Raw genomic sequence first — 19,321 nt, 5'->3', positions numbered from 1 at the left:
CTGGCAGGCAGAGCCAATCAGGGGAGGTTGGCATGGCAAACGGGCGAGTGGTCCAGACGGCGGACAGGATGATCGGCAGCCGCCAGCTCGCGGCCCTCCTCCCGGCGGAGGTACTGGCCCGCCCCGGCTACCGGGCCCTGGCCGACGCCGTCCGCACCCTGATCCTCGACGGCCGGATCGCCCTGCACGTGCGCCTGCCCGCCGAACGCGAGCTCGCCGAGGCGGTCGGCGCCAGCCGGGCCACCGTCACCGGCGCCTACGACCTCCTGCGCGAGAGCGGCTACGTCCGCAGCCGCCGCGGTTCCGGGACCTGGACCGAGCTCCCCGAAGGCCACCGCCCGGTCGGCGCACACGCCATCGTCGGCGCCGGCGGCTACAGCGCCGACGGCGATCCCGGCATCGACCTCGCCATCGCCGCCATGGGCGCCCCCGAGGACAGCCTCACCGACGCGGTGGCCTGGGCCGCGCCCAGACTCCCGGCCTTCGCCCGCAGCCCCGGCTACCACCCCTTCGGGCTGCCCGACCTGCGGACCGCCATCGCCGAGCGGTTCACCCGGCGGGGACTGGCGACCCGCCCGGAGCAGATCCTCGTCACAGCGGGTGCGCAGCAGGCGTTCGCCCTGGTGGTGAGCCTGCTGTGCCGGCCCGGGGACCGGGTGATGACCGAGAACCCGACCTACGCCAACGCCCTGGACGCCCTGCGCCACGCGCGGCTGCGCACCGGGTCGATCGCCGTCTCCGACGCGGGCTGGGACATGGAGATCGCCGAGTCCGCGCTGCGCCAGACCGTGCCGAGGCTCGCGTACGTGATCCCCGACTTCCACAACCCGACGGGTGCGCTCATGCCGGAGGAGCAGCGGCTGCGGCTGCTGGCGGCGACCCGGCGGACCGGGACCTGGCTGGTGGTCGACGAGACCATCGCCGACATCGCGCTCGACGTGCCGGCGCCCGCCCCGCTGGCCTCGCTGGCGCCGGGCGGGGCCGGTGGAGCCGATCACGTGATGACCATCGGCTCGCTGAGCAAGACGCACTGGGGCGGGCTGCGGGTCGGGTGGATCCGGGCCACGGCCAAGATGATCACGGAGCTGACGGCGGTACGGGTGGCGGCCGACATGACCGGCTCGGTCCTGGACCAGCTGGTGGCGCTGCCGCTGCTGGAGGGGCTGGAGCGGACGCTGCCCGGCCGGCTGGAGCGGCTGCGCGGGCAGCGGGCGGCGCTGATCGCCTCGCTGGAGCGGCACACGCCGGAGTGGACCTGGCAGGTGGCGCCGGGCGGGCTCTCGCTCTGGGTGGACCTGGGCGAACCGGTCAGCTCCGCACTCGCGGACCGGGCGGCGGCGGCCGGCGTCAACATCGGTCGGGGCGCACGGTTCGGGGTGGACCCCGGAACCTTCGAGCACCGGCTGAGGATCCCGTACACCCTGACGGCGGACCGGCTGGACGAGGGCGTACGCAGACTGGCGGAGGCCTTCCACGGGGGCGTCCCCCTGCCTTCGGCGGTGGAGCGGCCGTACTGGGTGGCGTAGGCCTACGCCGCCGGCCGGCGCAGTGGCTTCGGGTGCGACGCCGTCCGGTGGAACCAGGCGTTCGACGCCGGGAGGAACATCAGGAGCACCGCCGTGAGCACCGCGCCGACGTGGACGGCCCGGCTGGAGCCGAAGGCCCAGTCGAGGGCGCCGGCCTGTTGGGCCGCCGCGACGATCGAGCCGCCGTCCAGGAGGGAGCCGAGCGGCTGGAGCACCATGGAGGCCGTGCCGAGGACGCCGAGGCCGAGGCCGAGGGTGATCCGGGCCCAGCGGGCGCCGTCGCGCATGCGGCGGGCGATGAGGACGGCGGCGGCGAAGACGCCGAGGCGGATGGCGAGGCCGACGCCGATCTCTCCGGGGGAGCCGGTGCCGTCAGCGGTCATCCTGCCGATCGCCAGGACGGTTTCGAAGGCGCCTGCGGCGACGGCGGTGAGCCAGAGGGTGTAGGCGGTGCGGGTCGCCTGCGGCCTGCGACACCTCGAATGCTGTCGATTCCGCGCCGTGGGCACCCGCCGGGGGGCCGGTGGAGGCGCCCGGGGGATATCCCCCGGGCACGGCCCCGGCCCACCGAGCCCCGGTGCGGTCAGGGCGTGCGGATCAGGCGGCGGGTGGCTGCCGTGGCCACTGCCGAGGTGCGGGAGTCGACGCCCAGTTTCGCGTAGATGTGGACCAGGTGGGACTTGACGGTGGCCTGGCTGAGGAAGAGCTGTTTGGAGATCTGCTGGTTCGACAGGCCGTCCGCGACCAGCTGGAGGACCTCCAGCTCGCGCTTGGTCAGGGCCTCCGCCGGGGTCCGCATGCGGTCCATCAGGCGCAGCGCCACCGCCGGGGCCAGCGCGGACTGGCCGGCCGCCGCGGTGCGGACCGCCGCCGCCAGTTCCTCCGGCGGGGCGTCCTTGAGGAGGTAGCCCGAGGCGCCCGCCTCCACCGCCGCCAGGATGTCCGCGTCCGTGTCGTACGTGGTCAGGACCAGCACCCGGGGGGACGGGGACCCGGCCGTGATCAGGGCCGTGGCCGCCGAGCCGTGCATGCCGCCGCCGGGGCCGAACTGCAGGTCCATCAGGACCACGTCGACCCCGGCGGAGCCGGCCAGCTCCACCGCGCGTTCCGCCGTGGCGGCCTCCGCCACCACCTCGAAGTCCGGCTCGGTGTCCAGCACCGCGCGCAGCCCGGCCCGGACCACCGGATGGTCGTCGGCGAGGAGCAGCCGGATCGTCATGACAGGGCCTCCGCGGGCAGGGGAAGGGTGACGGCCACGGCGGTGCCCTGGCCCGGGGCGGATTCGACCGTGAACAGGCCGCTGAGGGTTTCGGCCCGCGAGCGCATCGCCGGCAGGCCGAAGCCGCCCCCGTCGGAGGGGGTGGAGGAGGCCGAGGAGGGGTCGAAGCCCTTGCCGTCGTCGACGATGTCCAGGGTCACCGAGGAGTCCATGAAGGTCAGGGTGATCTCGGCGCGCCCCGCCCCCGCGTGCCGCACCACATTGGCCAGCGCCGACTGCGCGATCCGCAGCAGCGCCACCTCGTAGGGCGTGGGGAGGGGGCGGGCGGTGCCGCTCAGGGAGAAGCGGACCCGGGGGCCCGGCGCCCCCGAGCACAATCGTTCCAGCGCGGCCGGCAGCGTCCCGTGCTCCAGGTCCGGAGGCGTGAGGGCCCGTACGAAGCGACGTGCCTCGGCGAGGTTGTCCTGGGCGGCCTCCCGGGCCCGGCCGATGTGCGCGAGGGCCGCCGAGTCCCCGGGCAGGCTGCGCTCGGCGGCCCGCAGGAGGAGCTGGATGGAGGACAGGCCCTGCGCCAGGGTGTCGTGGATCTCCCTGGCCAGGCGCTCCCGCTCCGCCAGGATCCCGGCGCTCCGCTCGGCCGCGGCCAGCTCGGCCCGGGTGGTGATGAGCTCCTCGATCAGCTCGCGGCGCCGCTCGCTCTCCCGGTACAGCGCCTGGTAGCCCAGTACGGTCGCCACCGCCACGGCCCCGCCCAGCAGCGGCCCCAGGAAGGCTCCCGGGGTCACCGCGCCGCTGTGCGCGAGGAAGCCGCCGATCGCGGCCGCCGCCGTCACCGCGACGGCGGTCACGCCCCACCGCAGCCGCAGCAGGTGCAGCTCCAGGAAGTACAGCGGGAAGGCGATCCACAGCCCTTCGGGGGAGACCGCGAGCAGCGCCGCCCAGGCCGCGCCCAGGGCGGCCAGCCACACCGCCCCGGCGCGCGCCGAGCTGTGCACCGCGGGGGTCCGTACGCCCGCGAGGTACACGGCGGCCAGCACCGCGCAGGCCGCGACGACCCAGCCCGCGCGCGGCGCGGAGTCGGCGACGGCCCGGCCGGCGGCGAGGGCGAGCAGGCCGAAGAGCAGCGCGTGCAGGCACAGCCGCAGGACGCGGGAGACGGGGGTGAGGGCGCGGGCTCCGGGGGCACCGGGCGCGGGGGGCGGGGGGAGGGCGGCCGCGGGGGGCGGGAAGGGAGCAGTCATGGCCTGACCAGCGTAAGTCCGGGTCCGGGGGCGCCGGTCAACCAAAGGATTGATGTCTGGGTGCGTCCTTCGATACGAGGATCTCTACTGTGGCGCGATGCCTTGTGTCCACGCGGAAGACCAAGGTGGGGAACATGTTCGTCGCATGGAGAGATCTACGGTTCGCGAAGGGCCGCTTCGCCCTGATGGGCTCGGTGGTGCTGCTGATCACGCTGCTGGTCGGCCTGTTGTCCGGGCTCACCGCGGGCCTGGCCCGGGAGAACATCTCGGCCATCACCGGCCTGCCCGCCACCACCCGCCTCGCGTTCGCCGCGCCCACCGGGGACCAGAAGGTCTCCTTCACCAACTCCCAGGTGCCCGAGAAGGCCTGGCTGGCCTGGCGGGAACAGCCGGGGGTCACCTCGGCGCAGCCGCTGGGCATCCGCACCACCAACGTCGTCTCGGGTGAGCGCACGGCCGGCGTGTCCGTCTTCGGCGTGGATCCGGCGGGCCCCCTCGCGCCCCGGGGCAGCGGGCTCACCCAGGGCCGGGTGGTCCTCACGGAGAAGGCCGCCAAGGAGCTCGGCGGGCTGGCCGCCGGGGGCAGGCTCAGGATCGGCCAGGTCGAGCTGACCGTCGCCGCGGTCTCCGGCACCGCCGCCTACAGCCACACCCCGGTCGTCTGGATGGACCTCAACGACTGGCAGCGCGTCGGGAACCCCGGGACCTCCATCGACACCCTCGCCACCGTCGTCGCCCTGGACGGCTCCGGCGTCGACTGGGCGGCCGGGGACGAGGCCACCGGCACCCGGGCCCAGACCATCGACGGGGCACTGAGCGCGATCGGCTCCTACACCTCCGAGAACGGCTCGCTCCAGCTGATGCGCGGGTTCCTCCTCGCCATCTCGGCCCTGGTCATAGGGGCCTTCTTCACCGTGTGGACCATCCAGCGCAGCGGGGACATCGCCGTGCTGAAGGCACTGGGTGCCTCCACCCCGTACCTGCTCAAGGACGCCCTCGGCCAGGCCGTGGTGATGCTGGCGCTCGGCACCGGTGCGGGCACCGCGCTCGCGGCCGGCTTCGGAGCGCTGATCAGCGGCGGTGACGTGCCCTTCGTGCTCGACGCCGCCACCGTGCTGGTCCCGGCCGCCGTCATGATCGCGCTCGGCGCGCTGGGCGCCGCCCTGTCCATCCGGCGGATCACCGCCGTAGACCCCCTGACCGCTCTCGGGAGCGCCCGATGACCCTGCTCGTGCACGACGTCACGCTCACCTACCCGGACGGCGACGGCCGCCTCACCGCGCTGGACGCGGTCGGCCTGGAGGTGCCGGCCGGCACCCTGACGGCGGTGGTCGGCCCCTCCGGATCCGGGAAGTCCAGTCTGCTGGCGGTCGCCGCCACCCTCGTCACGCCCGACTCGGGACGGGTGGTCGTGGCCGGGCAGGACACCTCGGCGCTCGGTGCGGGCGAGAAGTCGGCGCTGCGCCGGGAGAAGATCGGCATCGTCTTCCAGCAGCCGAACCTGCTGGCCTCGCTCACCGCCGCCGAACAGCTCCAGGTCATGGCCCACCTCTCCGGCCGGCCCGCGCGCGCCCTGCGGCGGCGGGCCCTGGAGCTGCTGGACGCGGTGGGACTGGCCGACAAGGCCGACAAGCGGCCGCACCAGCTCTCCGGAGGGCAGCGCCAGCGGATCAACATCGCCCGCGCCCTGATGAACGACCCCGCCGTGCTCCTCGTGGACGAGCCCACCAGCGCCCTCGACCACGAGCGCGGCGCCGCGATCCTGGACCTGCTGGTCACCCTCACCCGGGAGCGCTCCACCGCCACCGTCCTGGTCACCCACGACCACGCGCACCTGGAGCGGATGGACGCCACGGCGACGATGACCGACGGCCGTCTGACGCAGGGTGCGCGGTCCGCCCCGGCGGCGTAGGGCGTACGGGAAAGGCCCCGGCCCCCTTCGAAGGGGGCCGGGGCCTTTCCCGTACGGGGTCCGCGTACGGGGTCCGCGTACGGGGTCCGCGTACGGGGTCCGCGTACGGGGTCCGCGTACGGAGGTCGGCTACGCCGGGTTCTGGCTCTGCAGGGCCACCGACAGCTCGGCCGCGACGCCCTGGAGGATCGGCACGAAGGACTCGGCCACGGCCTCGGTCACCCGGCCGGCCGGGCCGGAGATGGAGATCGCGGCGGCGGTCGGCGAGTTCGGCACGGAGACCGCCAGGCAGCGGACTCCTATTTCCTGCTCGTTGTCGTCGACCGCGTAGCCCACCCGCCGGACGACCTCCAGGGCCTCCAGGAAGCCCTCGGGCGTGGTGATGGTCTTCTCGGTCGCGGCCGGCATCCCGGTGCGCGAGAGCAGGGCCCGTACCTCGTCCGCGGGGGTGTAGGCGAGCAGCGCCTTGCCCACGCCGGTGGAGTGCGGCAGCACGCGGCGGCCGACCTCGGTGAACATGCGCATGGAGTGCTTGGACGGCACCTGCGCGACGTAGACGATCTCGTCCCCGTCGAGCAGGGCCATGTTCGCGGTCTCGCCGGTCTCCTCCACCAGGCGTGCCAGGTAGGGGCGGGCCCAGGTGCCCAGCAGACGCGACGCGGACTCGCCGAGGCGGATCAGCCGGGGTCCGAGGGAGTAACGTCGGTTGGGCTGCTGCCGGACGTAGCCGCACGCCACGAGGGTGCGCATGAGGCGATGGATGGTGGGCAGCGGCAGGCCGCTGGCGGCGGAGAGCTCGCTGAGGCCGACTTCGCCCCCGGCATCGGCCATGCGTTCGAGCAGATCGAAGGCGCGCTCAAGGGACTGGACGCCACCGCTGGCGGTGGGCTTGGTGGAGGCGTCGGTGGTGCTGGCGCTGGACGTCGGCACGGGCGCGGTCCTTTCGGTGCTGGCAGGCAAGCAAGCAGCCTACCGGTCGGTCTGCGTCGGCCCTAGAGCCGGGGCAATGCCGTCCCCGCCGGTCAGAGGCGGTTTGTCCTGGTGGTGGACGTCCTCGGGAAGTCGCCCGTCCGGTTCCCGGTGGCGGTAGCTACATTCTGCATAGCGAAATCTTAATTCCATCCTGTGGAAACCTCCAATTGCGATACGCCGCCGTCAGTGGTCCGTCCGGGCGCTCTTGACTGGTTCCGGATCGACGTGAAGACTCCGTCAACAGAACGTTGAATTTCGCTCTGTGGAAGTAGATGGGGAGGTTCCGGTGTCCGACCTGGCTGTGGAACTGGTACTGCGCTCGACGCGCGTCATCACCCCCGAGGGGACGCGTGCCGCTTCGGTGGCCGTCGCCGGCGGGAAGATCGCGGCCGTGCTGCCGTACGAGGCCGACGTACCGGCCGGTGCCCGGCTGGAGGACTTCGGCGACGACGTGCTCCTCCCCGGACTGGTCGACACCCACGTCCATGTGAACGACCCCGGTCGCACGGAGTGGGAAGGCTTCTGGACGGCCACCCGCGCCGCCGCGGCCGGTGGCATCACCACCATCCTCGACATGCCCCTGAACTCCCTGCCGCCGACCACCACGACCGCCAACCTGGTGGTCAAGCAGGACGTCGCCCGGGCCAAGGCGCACGTGGACGTCGGCTTCTGGGGCGGTGCGCTGCCGGACAACGTCAAGGACCTGCGCCCGCTGCACGACGCCGGCGTCTTCGGCTTCAAGTGCTTCCTGTCGCCCTCCGGCGTCGACGAGTTCCCCCTCCTCGACCAGGAGCAGCTGGCCGCCTCGCTCGCCGAGATCACCGGCTTCGGCGGCCTGCTGATCGTGCACGCGGAGGACCCGCACCACCTGGAGTCCGCGCCGCAGAACGCGGGCCCCAAGTACGCCGACTTCCTGGCCTCCCGCCCCCAGGACGCCGAGAACACCGCGATCCAGAACCTGATCGACCAGGCGAAGCGACTGAACGCGCGCGTCCACGTCCTGCACCTGTCCTCCGCCTCCGCGCTGCCGCTGATCGCCGCGGCCAAGGCCGAGGGCGTGCAGATCACCGTCGAGTCCTGCCCGCACTTCCTCACCCTCACGGCCGAGGAAGTCCCGGACGGCGCCACCGAGTTCAAGTGCTGCCCGCCCATCCGCGAGTCCGCCAACCAGGACGTCCTGTGGGACGCGCTCGCCGACGGCACGATCGACTGCATCGTCTCCGACCACTCGCCCTCCACCGCGGACCTCAAGACCGGCGACTTCGCCACCGCGTGGGGCGGCATCTCCTCCCTCCAGCTCGGCCTGCCGGCCATCTGGACCGAGGCCAAGAAGCGCGGCCGCAGCCTCGAGGACGTCGTCCGCTGGATGTCCGCCGCCCCGGCCGCCCTCGCCGGTCTGGCGAGCAAGGGCGCGATCGAGGCCGGCCGCGACGCCGACTTCGCCGTCCTGGCCCCCGAAGAGACCTTCACCGTGGACCCCGCGGAACTGCACCACCGCAACCAGGTCACGGCGTACGCGGGCAAGACCCTGCACGGCGTCGTGAAGTCCACCTGGCTGCGCGGCACGCAGATCGCCGACCACGGCACCCCGTCCGAGCCCACCGGCCGACTCCTTGAAAGGCAGAACTGACAGTGGCGATTGAATCCTTCACCGGCAACGCGAACCCGTACGGAGGCGGCGACCCGTACGCGGACTACCGCAGCGCGGACTTCCCGTTCACCCAGTACGCGAACCTCGCCGCCCGTGAGCTCGGCGCCGGTGTCATCGAGGCCAACGACGAGTTCTTCGCCCAGCGCGAGAACCTGCTGATCTCCGAGGCCGCGCACTTCGACCCCGAGGACTTCGGCCACAAGGGCAAGGTCATGGACGGCTGGGAGACCCGCCGCCGCCGCGGCATCTCCGCCACCCAGCCCTGGCCGACCGCCGAGGACCACGACTGGGCGCTCGTCCGCCTGGGCGCCCCCGGCGTCATCCGCGGCATCGTCGTGGACACCGCCCACTTCCGCGGCAACATGCCGCAGGCCGTCTCGGTCGAGGCCACCAACTGGGAAGGCGCCCTCGCGCCGACCCCGGCGGAGCTCCAGGGCGACGACATCAAGTGGACGACCATCGTCGCCCGCACCACCGTCGGCGGCCACGCGGCCAACGGTTTCGAGATCGACGCCGAGCAGCGCTTCACGCACCTGCGCGTCAACCAGCACCCCGACGGCGGCATCGCCCGCCTGCGCGTCTACGGCGAGGTCGTGCCCGACCCCAAGTGGCTCGCGGCGCTCGGCTCCTTCGACGTGGTGGCCCTGGAGAACGGCGGCTCCGTCCAGGACGCCTCCAACCGCTTCTACTCCCCGCCGACCAACACCATCAACCCGGGCCGCTCCCGCAAGATGGACGACGGCTGGGAGACCGCCCGCCGCCGCGACAACGGCAACGACTGGATCCGCTACCAGCTCGTCGCCGAGTCCGAGATCCGCGCCGTCGAGATCGACACCGCGTACCTCAAGGGCAACTCGGCCGGCTGGGCCTCGCTGTCGATCAAGACGGGCGAGGAGGGCGAGTGGACCGAGTTCCTGCCCCGCACCCGCCTGCAGCCCGACACCAACCACCGCTTCGTGCTCGACGCCCCGGCGGTCGGCACGCACGTGCGCATCGACATCTTCCCGGACGGCGGCTTCTCCCGCCTGCGCCTCTTCGGCGCGCTGACGGAGGCCGGCACCGCCGCGCACACCGCCCGTCACCAGGAGCTGGGCGGCTGACGCCACCCTCGTGACCGCCCCGGGAGCCGACACTCCCGGGGCATGCCCGAACACCCCGCAGGGGCGCACCGTTTCGACGGCGCGCCCCTGCGGGCTTTGTGTCCAGCGGCCTTCGGCCCCGGCGGACTTGATGCCTCCGCGGGGTCCGCGCCCCGGCGGGACGTGCGGCCGGTTAGCCTGCCGCTACAGCGATCACTCAGGGGGCCACGATGGCGCAGAGCACGCCACGCACGACGGAGCAGCGGCGCAAGGACGCGCTGGCCCGGTTCGAGAGCGACATCGACGTCTGGGTCGCCACCGCGGACGCCGAGGGCGTCGCCTGCCTCGTGCCCCTTTCCTTCCGGTGGGACGGCGAGGGCTTCCTGCTCTCGACCGGGCGCACCCTGCCCACCGGACGCAACCTCGCGGCGAGCGGCCGTGCACGCCTCGCCTTCGGCACGACCCGCGACGTGGTCCTCGTGGAGGGCTCCGTGACCCGGCTGGAGGCGTCGGAGCTCGCGCCCGGCGAGATCGAGGCCTTCGCGGCGCACTCCGGCTTCGACCCGAGCAGCCTCAAGACGCCCTATCCGTACTTCCGGGTCACGCCCGTGTGGATCCAGGCCTGGCGCGAGGTGAACGAGATCGCCGGACGCGACCTGATGAAGGACGGCCGCTGGCTGCCCTGACGTGCCTGACGGCCTGAGCTCCGACAGGAAACGGACATGGCGTCCGGGCGCGCCGGACCGATGAGTTCCGGACGGCCCGGGAGTCTGAACCCGTGACAGCCGGCGTACCGGATGCGTCGGCGTACCGGAGCCAAGGAGCGCAGAGCCATGGGCAAGCTGACCCTCACCACCTTCCTGACCCTCGACGGTGTGATGCAGGCCCCCGGCGGGCCGGAGGAGGACACCAGCGGCGGGTTCTCGTACGGCGGGTGGCTCGTGCCCTTCGCCGACGAGGGCATGGGGGAGTTCGTCACCGAGGTCTTCGACCGGGCCGGGGCCTTCCTGCTCGGGCGCCGGACCTACGAGATCTTCGCCGCGTACTGGCCGCTGCACGACGACCCCGCCGACCCGGTCGCGAGCAGGCTCAACCGGCTGCCCAAATACGTGGCCTCGACCACGCTCAAAGAGCCGGCCTGGGGCCCCGCCGCCGTGATCGACGGGGAGCAGCTGCAGAGCGAGGTCGTACGGGTCAAGGACGCGACCGAGGGGGAGCTGCAAGTCCACGGCAGCGGCGCGCTCGCGCAGTGGCTGCTGGCACGGGACCTGGTGGACGAGCTGAACCTGCTGGTCTTCCCGGTCTTCCTGGGCGGCGGACGGCGGCTGTTCCCGACGGGCGGGCTGCCGACGGCCTTCGAGCTGAAGGACTCCCGCTCCACCTCGGCGGGCACGGCCATCCACACCTACCGGCCGAAGGGGCGCGCCGCGTTCGGCACCTTTGCCTGAAACGGGCCCTGGCCTGCGGGTCTACGGGTCCGCGGGCCCGCGGGCGGGCGGCGGCGCCCCGGGATCAAAAGGCTCGACCGGCCGATCGTGCTCCGGTAGTTTGGGCCCTTCCCCCGTGCGAGCCGCCGAAGTCTCCACCTGCCTTCTGCCGTTGGAGAACCGGTGTCCACCATCGCCGCCCCCAGCCCCGCTCCCGTCGCCTCGCCCCGCAGGGCCTGGCTCGCCGATCTGCCGGTGCTGCTGGTCGCCGTCGTCTGGGGCGGCAGCTACCTCGCCGCCAAGGGCGTCACCACCACGCACACCGTGATCGCGGTGCTCGTCCTGCGCTTCGCGCTGGTCCTGCCCGTCCTGGCCGTCGCCGGCCGGCGACGGCTGCGCGCGCTCACCCCCGCCCAACTGCGCGGCGCCGGAGCGCTGGGGCTCGTACTCGGCGGAATCTTCCTGCTGGAGACCTACGGGGTCGTCCACACCTCCGCCACCAACGCCGGGCTCATCATCAGCCTGACCATGATCTTCACCCCGCTCGCCGAGTCGGCCGTCCGCCGCGAAGCCCCCTCGCCCGCCTTCCTCGGCGCCGCGGCCGTCTCCGTCTGCGGAGTCGTCCTGCTCACCCAGGGCGCGGGCTTCACCACCCCGAGCCTCGGCGACCTCCTCATCCTCGGCGCCGCGCTCGCGCGGACGGTGCACGTCCTGCTCATGGCCCGGATCAAGGCCGTGCAGGAGGCGGACTCGCTCTCCCTGACGACCGTCCAGCTCGGGACCGCGGTCGCCGTGTTCGCCGTACTGGCCCTGCTGCCCGGCACCGGCGCGAGCCCCTGGGCGGCCGCCGCCGACTTCGGTCCGGCCGAGTGGGCCGGGCTCGCCTTCCTCTCCGTCTTCTGCACCCTGTTCGCCTTCTTCGTGCAGATGTGGGCCGTCCGCCGCACCTCGCCCTCCCGCGTCAGCCTGCTGCTCGGCACCGAACCCCTGTGGGCCGCGGCGGCGGGCATCGCCATCGGCGGCGAGCAGCTCGGCGCGGCCGGTTTCGCGGGGGTCGCGCTCGTACTCGCGGGTACCGCCTGGGGGCGGCGCGCGGCTGGCTGAGCAAATGGCCGAAACCCGCCCCGGAGTAGATCAACTCCCGGTCTAGGGTGGCCACATGCCGGTCCTGGACCTCAGTACGATCGCCGAAGACTTCAACGAGAACCCGTACCCCCACTACGCGCGCCTGCGTGCGGAGGGGCCCGTCCACCGCGTGAAGGCGGCCGACGGCCAGGAGGTCTGGCTGATCGTCGGTCACCAGGAGGCCCGCCAGGCCCTCACGCACCCCGCGGTGTCCAAGAACTGGCTGACCTCCGGGCTCTACGCCGACCGGGAGCAGACCGAGGCCAGCGCCAACATGATGCGCGCCGACCCGCCGGACCACACCCGGCTGCGCCGGCTGGTGTCCCGCTCCTTCGCACCCGGTCGGATCGAGACGCTGCGCCCGCGCATCCAGGAGATCGTCGACGGGCTCCTCGACGCGATGGAGGCCCTCCCCGAGCGCCGCGCCGACCTGGTCGAGGCCTTCGCCCAGCCGCTGCCCATGACCGTGATCTGCGAACTCCTCGGGGTCGGGGAGGCCGACCGCGACGCCTTCCACGGCTGGATCACCGAGATGGTCTCGCCCACCGGGGTGGAGTCCGAGAACGCGGCCGTGCGCGCCATGACCGCCTACACGGCCGGTCTCGTCGACGCCAAGATCGCCGATCCGGGCGAGGACCTGCTCAGCGACTGGGTGACCAGCCGGGGGGACGGTGGAGACCGGCTCTCCCGCCAGGAACTGATCGCCATGGCAGTCCTGATGATGGTCGGCGGGCACGAGACCACCGTGCACCTGGTCTCCAACGGCATGCGGGCGCTCCTGACCCACCCCGACCAGCTCGCCGCCCTGCGCGCCGACCCCGGCGGACTGATCGACGGCGCCGTCGAGGAGATCCTGCGCTACGACGGCCCGGTGGAGACGGCCACGTTCCGCTTCGCCGCCACGGACCTGGAGATCGGCGGCACCTTCATCGAAGCCGGCTCCGGCGTGCTCGTCTGCCTGGCCGCCGCCGACCGGGACCCCGCCCGCTTCGACCGCCCGGACACCTTCGACATCCATCGCACCTGCCGCGGCGGGCACATCGCCTTCGGACACGGCATCCACCACTGCGTCGCCGCCCCGCTCGGCCGACTGGAGGGCCGGATCGCGATCCGGTCCCTGGTGGAACGCTTCCCGGACCTCCGGGAGGAGCCGGCCGTCCTCGAATGGGCGCCGGGGACCCTGATCCGCGGGACGACCCGGCACCCGGTGTCCTGGTAGCCGGCGTGGACGGGACGGGCGGTTTACGCACTCAGGGGAGCTGCTCGCGGTCCTCAGAGGTCCGGGAGCTCCGCCAGTGCGACCCGGCGCCGCTCCCGCCGCGAGAGCTCGCAGGCCTCCGCCACGCGGAACGCGGCGAGCGCCTCGACGCCGTCGCACGGATTGGGGCCCTCGCCCCGCACCAGCCGGACGAAGGCCGCCAGCTCGGCCTCGTAGGCGGGAGCGAAGCGTTCCAGGAACCCGGGCCAGGGCTTGGTCGCCGGGGGCGGTCCCTGCGGTTCGGTCGAGGCGATCGGCGTACGGTCGTCCAGCCCGGTGGAGACCTGGTCCAGCTCCCCGGCCAGCTCCATCCGTACGTCGTACCCGGCGCCGTTGCACCGCGTACCGGTACTGGAGACCAGCGTCCCGTCGTCCAGGGTGAGGACGGCGGAAGCCGTGTCGATGTCACCCGCCTCCCGGAACCGCGGCGGTCCCGCGTCCGACCCCGTCGCGTACACCTCGCTCACCTCGTGCCCGGTCACCCAGCGGACCATGTCGAAGTCGTGCACCAGGCAGTCCCGGTACAGCCCGCCCGAGGTCCGCAGGTACTCGGCGCCCGGCGGCGAGGGATCCGCGGTCGTGGTCCGTACGGTGTGCAGCCGGCCCAGGGCTCCGGAGCGGACCAGCTCGCGCGCTGTCGTGTAGCCCGCGTCGAAGCGGCGCATGAAGCCGATCTGGAGCACCCCGCCGGCCGAGGCCACCTCGCGCAGCACCGCCAGGGTGCGCTCCAGGTCGGGGGCGACCGGCTTCTCGCAGAACACCGGCAGCCCGCCGCGGACCGCCCGTACGACGAGGTCCGCGTGCCCCTCGGTGGCGCAGGACACCACCAGCGCGTCCACGCCCCAGGTGAAGATCTGCTCGACGGTGGGCGCGGCGGTGGCCCCGAGCCGGTCGGCGAGGCGCGCCGCCCGCGCGGGGTCGGCGTCGGCGAGCAGGAGCGAGCTCGCGTCCGCCTGGCGGGCCAGTGCCGACGCGTGGAAGGAACCGATCCGGCCCGTGCCGATGAGCCCGATGCGCATGCACTCAACGTGACCCCGTCCGGGGGAGCTGTCAATCTGTCCCGCTGTGTCCGGCACGGTCCGCAATGGCCCCGATGACCTTGCATGGTGCACTGTGACGGATACTGGGCGGCTGCGACTCGAAGAAACCGGTACGGGGCGACAAACGAAAGGCACGGGCAGACGTGGCTAGGGTTCGGACAGGGGTACGCCTCGTGGGCGCGGTGCTCGCGGCGGTACTGGGTGCCTCCCTCGTGGGCTGCAGCAGCACGGGCGGCAAGCGCGCCGAGGACCGCGCGAAGGCCGAGGCGGCGGGCCGGCCCGCCGTTTCCACTCCGCGCTGGACCTTCGCGATGGTGACCCACGCGGGAGACGGCGACACCTTCTGGGACATCGTGCAGAAGGGCGCCAAGGAGGCCGCGGCGAAGGACAACATCAACTTCGTCTACGCCCACGACGATCAGGCGCAGCAGCAGGCCCAGTTCGTCCAGAACGCGATCGACCAGAAGGTGGACGGGCTGATCGTCTCCCTGGCCAAGCCCGAGGCCCTCAAGGACGTCCTCGCCAAGGCCGTCAAGGCCGGCATCCCGGTGATCACGGTCAACTCCGGATCCGCCCAGTCCGCCGAGTACGGGGCGCTCACCCACATCGGCCAGGACGAGGAGATCGCCGGCGAGGCGGTCGGCACCGAGCTGGGCAAGCGAGGCCGCAAGAAGGCCGTCTGCGTCCTGCACGAGCAGGGCAACGTGGGCCACGAGCAGCGCTGCGCCGGAGCGAAGAAGACCTTCGGCGAGTCCGGCGGGACCCTGGAGAACCTGTACGTCGAGGGCACCAACATGCCGTCCGTCCAGGCCGCCCTCCAGGCCAAGCTCCAGGCCGACCCCTCCGTCGACGCGATCGTCACCCTCGGCGCGCCCTTCGCCCCCACGGCCGTCAAGGCCAAGGACGCGGCGGGCAGCAAGGCCGAGGTCGACACCTTCGACCTCAACGCCTCCGTCGCCCGCGACCTGAAGTCCGGCGCCCTCGGATTCGCCGTCGACCAGCAGCCCTACCTCCAGGGCTACGAGGCCGTCGACCTGCTCTGGCTCTACCGCTACAACGCCGACGTGCTCGGCGGCGGCCGGCCGGTGCTCACCGGACCCCAGATCGTCACGGGGGCCGAGGCGGCCACCCTGGAGAAGTTCATCAACCGGGGCAGCCGATGAGCACCACCACCAAGGCCCCCGCCCCGGCTCCCGCCCCGCGCGACGAGCGGCTCGCGCCCACCTCGCTGCTGCGCCGCCTGCTCGGCCGGCCCGAGCTCGGCGCGGTGGTCGGCGCGGCGGCCGTCTTCGTCTTCTTCTCCTTCGCCGCCGACAGCTTCCTGCGGGCCTCCAGCCTGAGCACGATCCTGTACTCGGCCTCCACCATCGGCATCATGGCCGTCCCGGTGGCCCTGCTCATGATCGGCGGAGAGTTCGACCTGTCCGCCGGGGTCATGGTCACCTCGTCGGCGCTGCTCAGCTCGATGTTCAGCTACCAGATGACCGCCAACGTCTGGGTGGGCGTCCTCGTATCGCTGCTGGTCACCCTGGGGATCGGGTTCTTCAACGGGTTCATGCTGACCCGCACGAAACTGCCCAGCTTCATCATCACGCTCGGCACCTTCCTGATGCTGACCGGCCTGAACCTCGGCTTCACCAAGCTGATCAGCGGCTCGGTCTCCACCAAGACCATCGCCGACATGGAGGGCTTCTCCTCCGCCCGCGCGCTCTTCGCCTCGCAGTGGACCTTCGGCTCGGTCACCCTCAAGGTCACCATCCTGTGGTGGCTGGTCCTGGTCGCCGTGGCCACCTGGATCCTGCTGCGCACCCGCGCCGGGAACTGGATCTTCGCCGTCGGCGGCGGGGCGGACGCGGCCCGCGCGACCGGCGTGCCGGTCGTGAAGACCCGTATCGGCCTGTACATGGGCGTCGCGCTGTGCGCCTGGATCTCCGGGCAGCACATCCTCTTCTCGTTCGACGTGGTCCAGTCGGGCGAGGGCGTCGGCAACGAGTTCCTGTACATCATCGCGGCCGTCATCGGCGGCTGTCTGATGACCGGCGGATACGGCTCGGCCATCGGCTCCGCCGTGGGCGCCTTCATCTTCGGCATGACCAGCAACGGCATCGTGTACGCCCAGTGGAACCCGGACTGGTTCAAGTTCTTCCTCGGCGCGATGCTGCTGCTGGCCACGCTGCTCAACGCATGGGTCCGCAAGCGGGCGGAGGCGAAGTGATGTCCGAGACCGCACCGGCTCTGGTGAAGCTGACCGAGGTCAGCAAGTACTACGGCAACATCCGCGCCCTCCAGGACGTCTCCCTGGAGGTCTCGGCCGGCGAGATCACCTGCGTCCTCGGCGACAACGGCGCCGGCAAGTCCACTCTCATCAAGATCATCGCGGGGTTGCACCGGCACGACGCCGGCACCTTCGAGATCGAGGGCGAGGAGACCGTGCTCGCCAACCCGCGCGCCGCCCTCGACCACGGCATCGCCACCGTCTACCAGGACCTCGCCGTGGTCCCGCTCATGCCCGTCTGGCGCAACTTCTTCCTCGGCTCCGAGCCGACCAAGGGCCGCGGCCCCTTCCGCCGCCTCGACGTGGACCTCATGCGCCGGACCACCCGCGCCGAGCTGCTGCGCATGGGCATCGACCTGCGGGACGTGGACCAGCCCATCGGCACCCTGTCCGGCGGCGAGCGGCAGTGCGTGGCCATCGCCCGCGCCGTCCACTTCGGCGCGAAGGTCCTCGTACTCGACGAGCCCACGGCCGCCCTCGGCGTCAAGCAGTCCGGGGTGGTCCTCAAGTACGTGGCCGCGGCCCGTGACGCGGGCCTCGGCGTGGTCCTGATCACACACAATCCCCACCACGCCCACCTGGTCGGAGACCGGTTCGTGCTGCTCAAACGCGGCACCATGGCGGGCAGCCACACCCGCGACTCGATCACCCTGGACGAGCTCACGCGGCAGATGGCGGGCGGCTCGGAGCTCGACGAACTGAGCCACGAACTGGAGCGAGTGGCAGAATCAGGTCCTGACAGCGCATCCGCCTCCCCACCGGCCACTCCATCCGACCCGGCATCCGGCCCCACTCCGGGCCCCGCCGCACCATGAGGGACGACACGACTCGATGAGCACGTACCGGGACTTCACGCTCGCCCACCGGGGGGCGGCGCGAGGCACCGTCCTGCGGACCATCGGGACCCGTGAGCGCCGCTCGCACCTGACCGCACCGCGCGTTCCGACCGTCGGCATCGACATCGGCGGCACCAAGGTGATGGCCGGGGTCGTGGACGCGGACGGGGTCATCCTGGAGAAGATCCGGACCGAGACCCCGGACAAGTCCAAGAGCCCCAAGGTGGTCGAGGACACCATCGTCGAGCTGGTCCTCGACCTCTCCGACCGGCACGACGTGCACGCCGTGGGCATCGGCGCCGCCGGCTGGGTCGACGCCGACCGCTCCCGCGTGCTCTTCGCCCCGCACCTGGCCTGGCGCGACGAACCGCTGCGCGACGCGCTCCAGTCCCGGCTCGCGGTCCCGGTCATGGTGGACAACGATGCCAACACCGCCGCCTGGGCCGAGTGGCGCTTCGGCGCCGGCCGCGGCGAGGACCACCTCGTCATGATCACCCTGGGCACCGGGATCGGCGGGGCGATCCTCGAAGGCGGCCAGGTCAAGCGCGGCCGCTACGGGGTCGCCGGCGAGTTCGGCCACATGCAGGTGGTCCCCGGGGGCCACCGCTGCCCCTGCGGCAACCGCGGCTGCTGGGAGCAGTACAGCTCCGGCAACGCCCTGGTCCGCGAGGCCCGCGAGCTGGCCGCCGCCGACTCCCCGGTCGCGCACAACCTGATCGCCCGCGTCGGCGGCAACGTCTCGGAGATCACCGGGCCGCTCATCACCGAGCTGGCCCGCGAGGGCGACGCCATGTGCGTCGAACTGCTCCAGGACATCGGCCAGTGGCTCGGCGTCGGCATCGCCAACCTCGCGGCCGCCCTCGACCCCTCCTGCTTCGTCATCGGGGGCGGCGTCAGCGCCGCCGACGACCTGCTGATCGGCCCCGCCCGCGACGCCTTCCGCCGCCACCTCACCGGCCGCGGCTACCGCCCCGAGGCCCGCATCGCCAAGGCCCAGCTCGGCCCCGAAGCAGGCATGGTCGGCGCCGCCGACCTCTCCCGTCTCGTCGCCCGCCGCTTCCGCCGCGCCACGCGCCGGCGCGTCGAGCGGTACGAGCGCTACGCGCAGTTCGGCCGGCGCGACTCCGCCACCGGCCCCGAGGACCAGGAACAGCAGTGACCCCGCCCTCCCTGCCCCGCCAGGCCCCGTCCCCCGACGAGCGGCCCGCCGCGCCGATGCCCGTCGAGGACCGCAAGCACGTGGTGCGGCGCCGCTGGATCACCGCGATCATCATCCTGCTCCTGGTCGGCGTCCCGGCGGGCTACCTCGCGGTGTCCGCCCAGCAGAGCCGCCAGAGCGGCCGAGACAAGGCCGCCAAGGTCGGCGCCGACACGGTGCGCCCCGGCTGGCCGTCCAAGGTGCAGCGCAGCATCTACGAGGTGCCGATCCCGCCGAAGGCCTGGCGCGTCGGATTCCTGGAGACCAACAACTGGCGCACCAGCCGGCTGTACGCGCAGTTCGCCGTGGTCCCGGGCGACCTGGACGCCTTCCTGTCCTCCGTCGGCACCAGCCGCAAGGAGCTGACCCCCGGGTCGGCGATCTCCGAGCACGACACCTCGGTCGCCGGCTGGACCTGGACGCCCGACATCAAGTGGCTCGGGACCACCCTCGAAGCGGAGGACCCGCGGCCCACCCGGGACATCACCGTCGACCTGTCGGACCCCCGCGTCGCCAAGGTGTACGTGGTCTCCACGACCGTGCCCTAGGGCCTGCCGTCGAA

At 72.7% G+C, this 19,321-nt stretch carries 19 protein-coding genes; 14 read left to right on the top strand and 5 right to left on the bottom strand.

Features of this window, described 5'->3' with window-relative positions; genetic code table 11:
* The first annotated feature begins 32 nt into the window (after positions 1–32).
* Positions 33–1,526 (top strand): PLP-dependent aminotransferase family protein, encoded by a 1,494-nt coding sequence (locus ACFWBW_RS02025; RefSeq protein ID WP_385367560.1) that lies wholly within the window; start codon positions 33–35, stop codon positions 1,524–1,526.
* Between the two features lie 2 nt (positions 1,527–1,528).
* Here ACFWBW_RS02025 and ACFWBW_RS02020 read toward each other — a convergent pair whose 3' ends face one another.
* The 3 genes from ACFWBW_RS02020 to ACFWBW_RS02010 form a co-directional block, all read right to left on the bottom strand.
* Positions 1,529–1,909 (bottom strand): hypothetical protein, encoded by a 381-nt coding sequence (locus tag ACFWBW_RS02020; protein WP_385367559.1) that lies wholly within the window; start codon positions 1,907–1,909, stop codon positions 1,529–1,531.
* A gap of 200 nt (positions 1,910–2,109) precedes the next feature.
* Positions 2,110–2,745: a response regulator transcription factor gene (locus ACFWBW_RS02015; RefSeq protein ID WP_243339143.1), complete on the bottom strand. Its 636-nt coding sequence runs from the start codon at positions 2,743–2,745 to the stop codon at positions 2,110–2,112.
* Positions 2,742–3,986 (bottom strand): sensor histidine kinase, encoded by a 1,245-nt coding sequence (locus tag ACFWBW_RS02010; RefSeq protein ID WP_385367558.1) that lies wholly within the window; start codon positions 3,984–3,986, stop codon positions 2,742–2,744. The genes ACFWBW_RS02015 and ACFWBW_RS02010 overlap by 4 nt, the downstream gene beginning before the upstream one ends.
* A 134-nt stretch (positions 3,987–4,120) precedes the next feature.
* Between ACFWBW_RS02010 and ACFWBW_RS02005 the strand changes: the two genes are divergently transcribed.
* Positions 4,121–5,209, top strand: coding sequence for an ABC transporter permease (locus tag ACFWBW_RS02005; RefSeq protein WP_385367557.1), 1,089 nt, complete (start codon positions 4,121–4,123; stop codon positions 5,207–5,209).
* Positions 5,206–5,898, top strand: coding sequence for an ABC transporter ATP-binding protein (locus tag ACFWBW_RS02000; protein WP_385367556.1), 693 nt, complete (start codon positions 5,206–5,208; stop codon positions 5,896–5,898). The genes ACFWBW_RS02005 and ACFWBW_RS02000 overlap by 4 nt, the downstream gene beginning before the upstream one ends.
* Before the next feature lie 129 nt (positions 5,899–6,027).
* Here ACFWBW_RS02000 and ACFWBW_RS01995 read toward each other — a convergent pair whose 3' ends face one another.
* On the bottom strand, positions 6,028–6,828 hold the full coding sequence (locus ACFWBW_RS01995; RefSeq protein ID WP_385367555.1) for an IclR family transcriptional regulator: 801 nt from the start codon (positions 6,826–6,828) through the stop codon (positions 6,028–6,030).
* Positions 6,829–7,165: 337 nt separating this feature from the next.
* On the opposite strand from ACFWBW_RS01995, the gene allB reads away from it, so the two are divergent.
* From allB to ACFWBW_RS01965, 6 genes are all read left to right on the top strand, one after another.
* Entirely contained in the window at positions 7,166–8,500 is a 1,335-nt protein-coding gene (allB, locus tag ACFWBW_RS01990) for an allantoinase AllB (protein ID WP_385367684.1), read from the top strand.
* Between the two features lie 2 nt (positions 8,501–8,502).
* Entirely contained in the window at positions 8,503–9,621 is a 1,119-nt protein-coding gene (gene alc, locus ACFWBW_RS01985; RefSeq protein WP_385367554.1) for an allantoicase, read from the top strand.
* Between the two features lie 209 nt (positions 9,622–9,830).
* Positions 9,831–10,286 (top strand): pyridoxamine 5'-phosphate oxidase family protein, encoded by a 456-nt coding sequence (locus ACFWBW_RS01980; protein ID WP_385367553.1) that lies wholly within the window; start codon positions 9,831–9,833, stop codon positions 10,284–10,286.
* 147 nt (positions 10,287–10,433) lie between these two features.
* Positions 10,434–11,048 carry a dihydrofolate reductase family protein gene (locus tag ACFWBW_RS01975; RefSeq protein ID WP_385367552.1) on the top strand — a complete coding sequence of 205 codons (615 nt, stop codon included), beginning with the start codon at positions 10,434–10,436 and terminating at the stop codon, positions 11,046–11,048.
* Positions 11,049–11,210: 162 nt separating this feature from the next.
* Positions 11,211–12,131: a DMT family transporter gene (locus tag ACFWBW_RS01970; RefSeq protein WP_385367551.1), complete on the top strand. Its 921-nt coding sequence runs from the start codon at positions 11,211–11,213 to the stop codon at positions 12,129–12,131.
* Between the two features lie 55 nt (positions 12,132–12,186).
* Entirely contained in the window at positions 12,187–13,371 is a 1,185-nt protein-coding gene (locus ACFWBW_RS01965) for a cytochrome P450 (protein ID WP_385367550.1), read from the top strand.
* Positions 13,372–13,424: 53 nt separating this feature from the next.
* Here the strand turns inward: ACFWBW_RS01965 and ACFWBW_RS01960 are convergent, their stop codons facing one another.
* Positions 13,425–14,429: a Gfo/Idh/MocA family oxidoreductase gene (locus ACFWBW_RS01960; protein ID WP_385367549.1), complete on the bottom strand. Its 1,005-nt coding sequence runs from the start codon at positions 14,427–14,429 to the stop codon at positions 13,425–13,427.
* Between the two features lie 194 nt (positions 14,430–14,623).
* On the opposite strand from ACFWBW_RS01960, the gene ACFWBW_RS01955 reads away from it, so the two are divergent.
* Genes ACFWBW_RS01955 through ACFWBW_RS01935 form a run of 5 tightly spaced genes read left to right on the top strand, consistent with a single transcriptional unit; the run spans position 14,624 to position 19,307 of the window.
* Entirely contained in the window at positions 14,624–15,613 is a 990-nt protein-coding gene (locus tag ACFWBW_RS01955; RefSeq protein ID WP_385367548.1) for a sugar ABC transporter substrate-binding protein, read from the top strand.
* Complete coding sequence (locus ACFWBW_RS01950; protein ID WP_385367547.1) at positions 15,610–16,665, top strand: ABC transporter permease; 1,056 nt, start codon at positions 15,610–15,612, stop codon at positions 16,663–16,665. Before ACFWBW_RS01955 ends, ACFWBW_RS01950 begins: the two co-directional genes overlap by 4 nt.
* Entirely contained in the window at positions 16,635–17,540 is a 906-nt protein-coding gene (locus ACFWBW_RS01945; RefSeq protein ID WP_385367546.1) for an ATP-binding cassette domain-containing protein, read from the top strand. The genes ACFWBW_RS01950 and ACFWBW_RS01945 overlap by 31 nt, the downstream gene beginning before the upstream one ends.
* 16 nt (positions 17,541–17,556) lie before the next feature.
* Positions 17,557–18,720, top strand: a complete 1,164-nt coding sequence (locus ACFWBW_RS01940) for an ROK family glucokinase (protein ID WP_385367545.1) — start codon at positions 17,557–17,559, stop codon at positions 18,718–18,720.
* Complete coding sequence (locus ACFWBW_RS01935; RefSeq protein WP_385367544.1) at positions 18,717–19,307, top strand: hypothetical protein; 591 nt, start codon at positions 18,717–18,719, stop codon at positions 19,305–19,307. The genes ACFWBW_RS01940 and ACFWBW_RS01935 overlap by 4 nt, the downstream gene beginning before the upstream one ends.
* Positions 19,308–19,321 lie beyond the last annotated feature (14 nt).

Origin of the sequence: Streptomyces sp. NPDC059957, from assembly GCF_042730015.1 — a bacterium.
Classification (GTDB): Bacteria; Actinomycetota; Actinomycetes; order Streptomycetales; family Streptomycetaceae; genus Streptomyces.
Note: the sequence above shows the minus strand (reverse complement) of the source record. Positions and strands in the feature narration are given on the sequence as shown.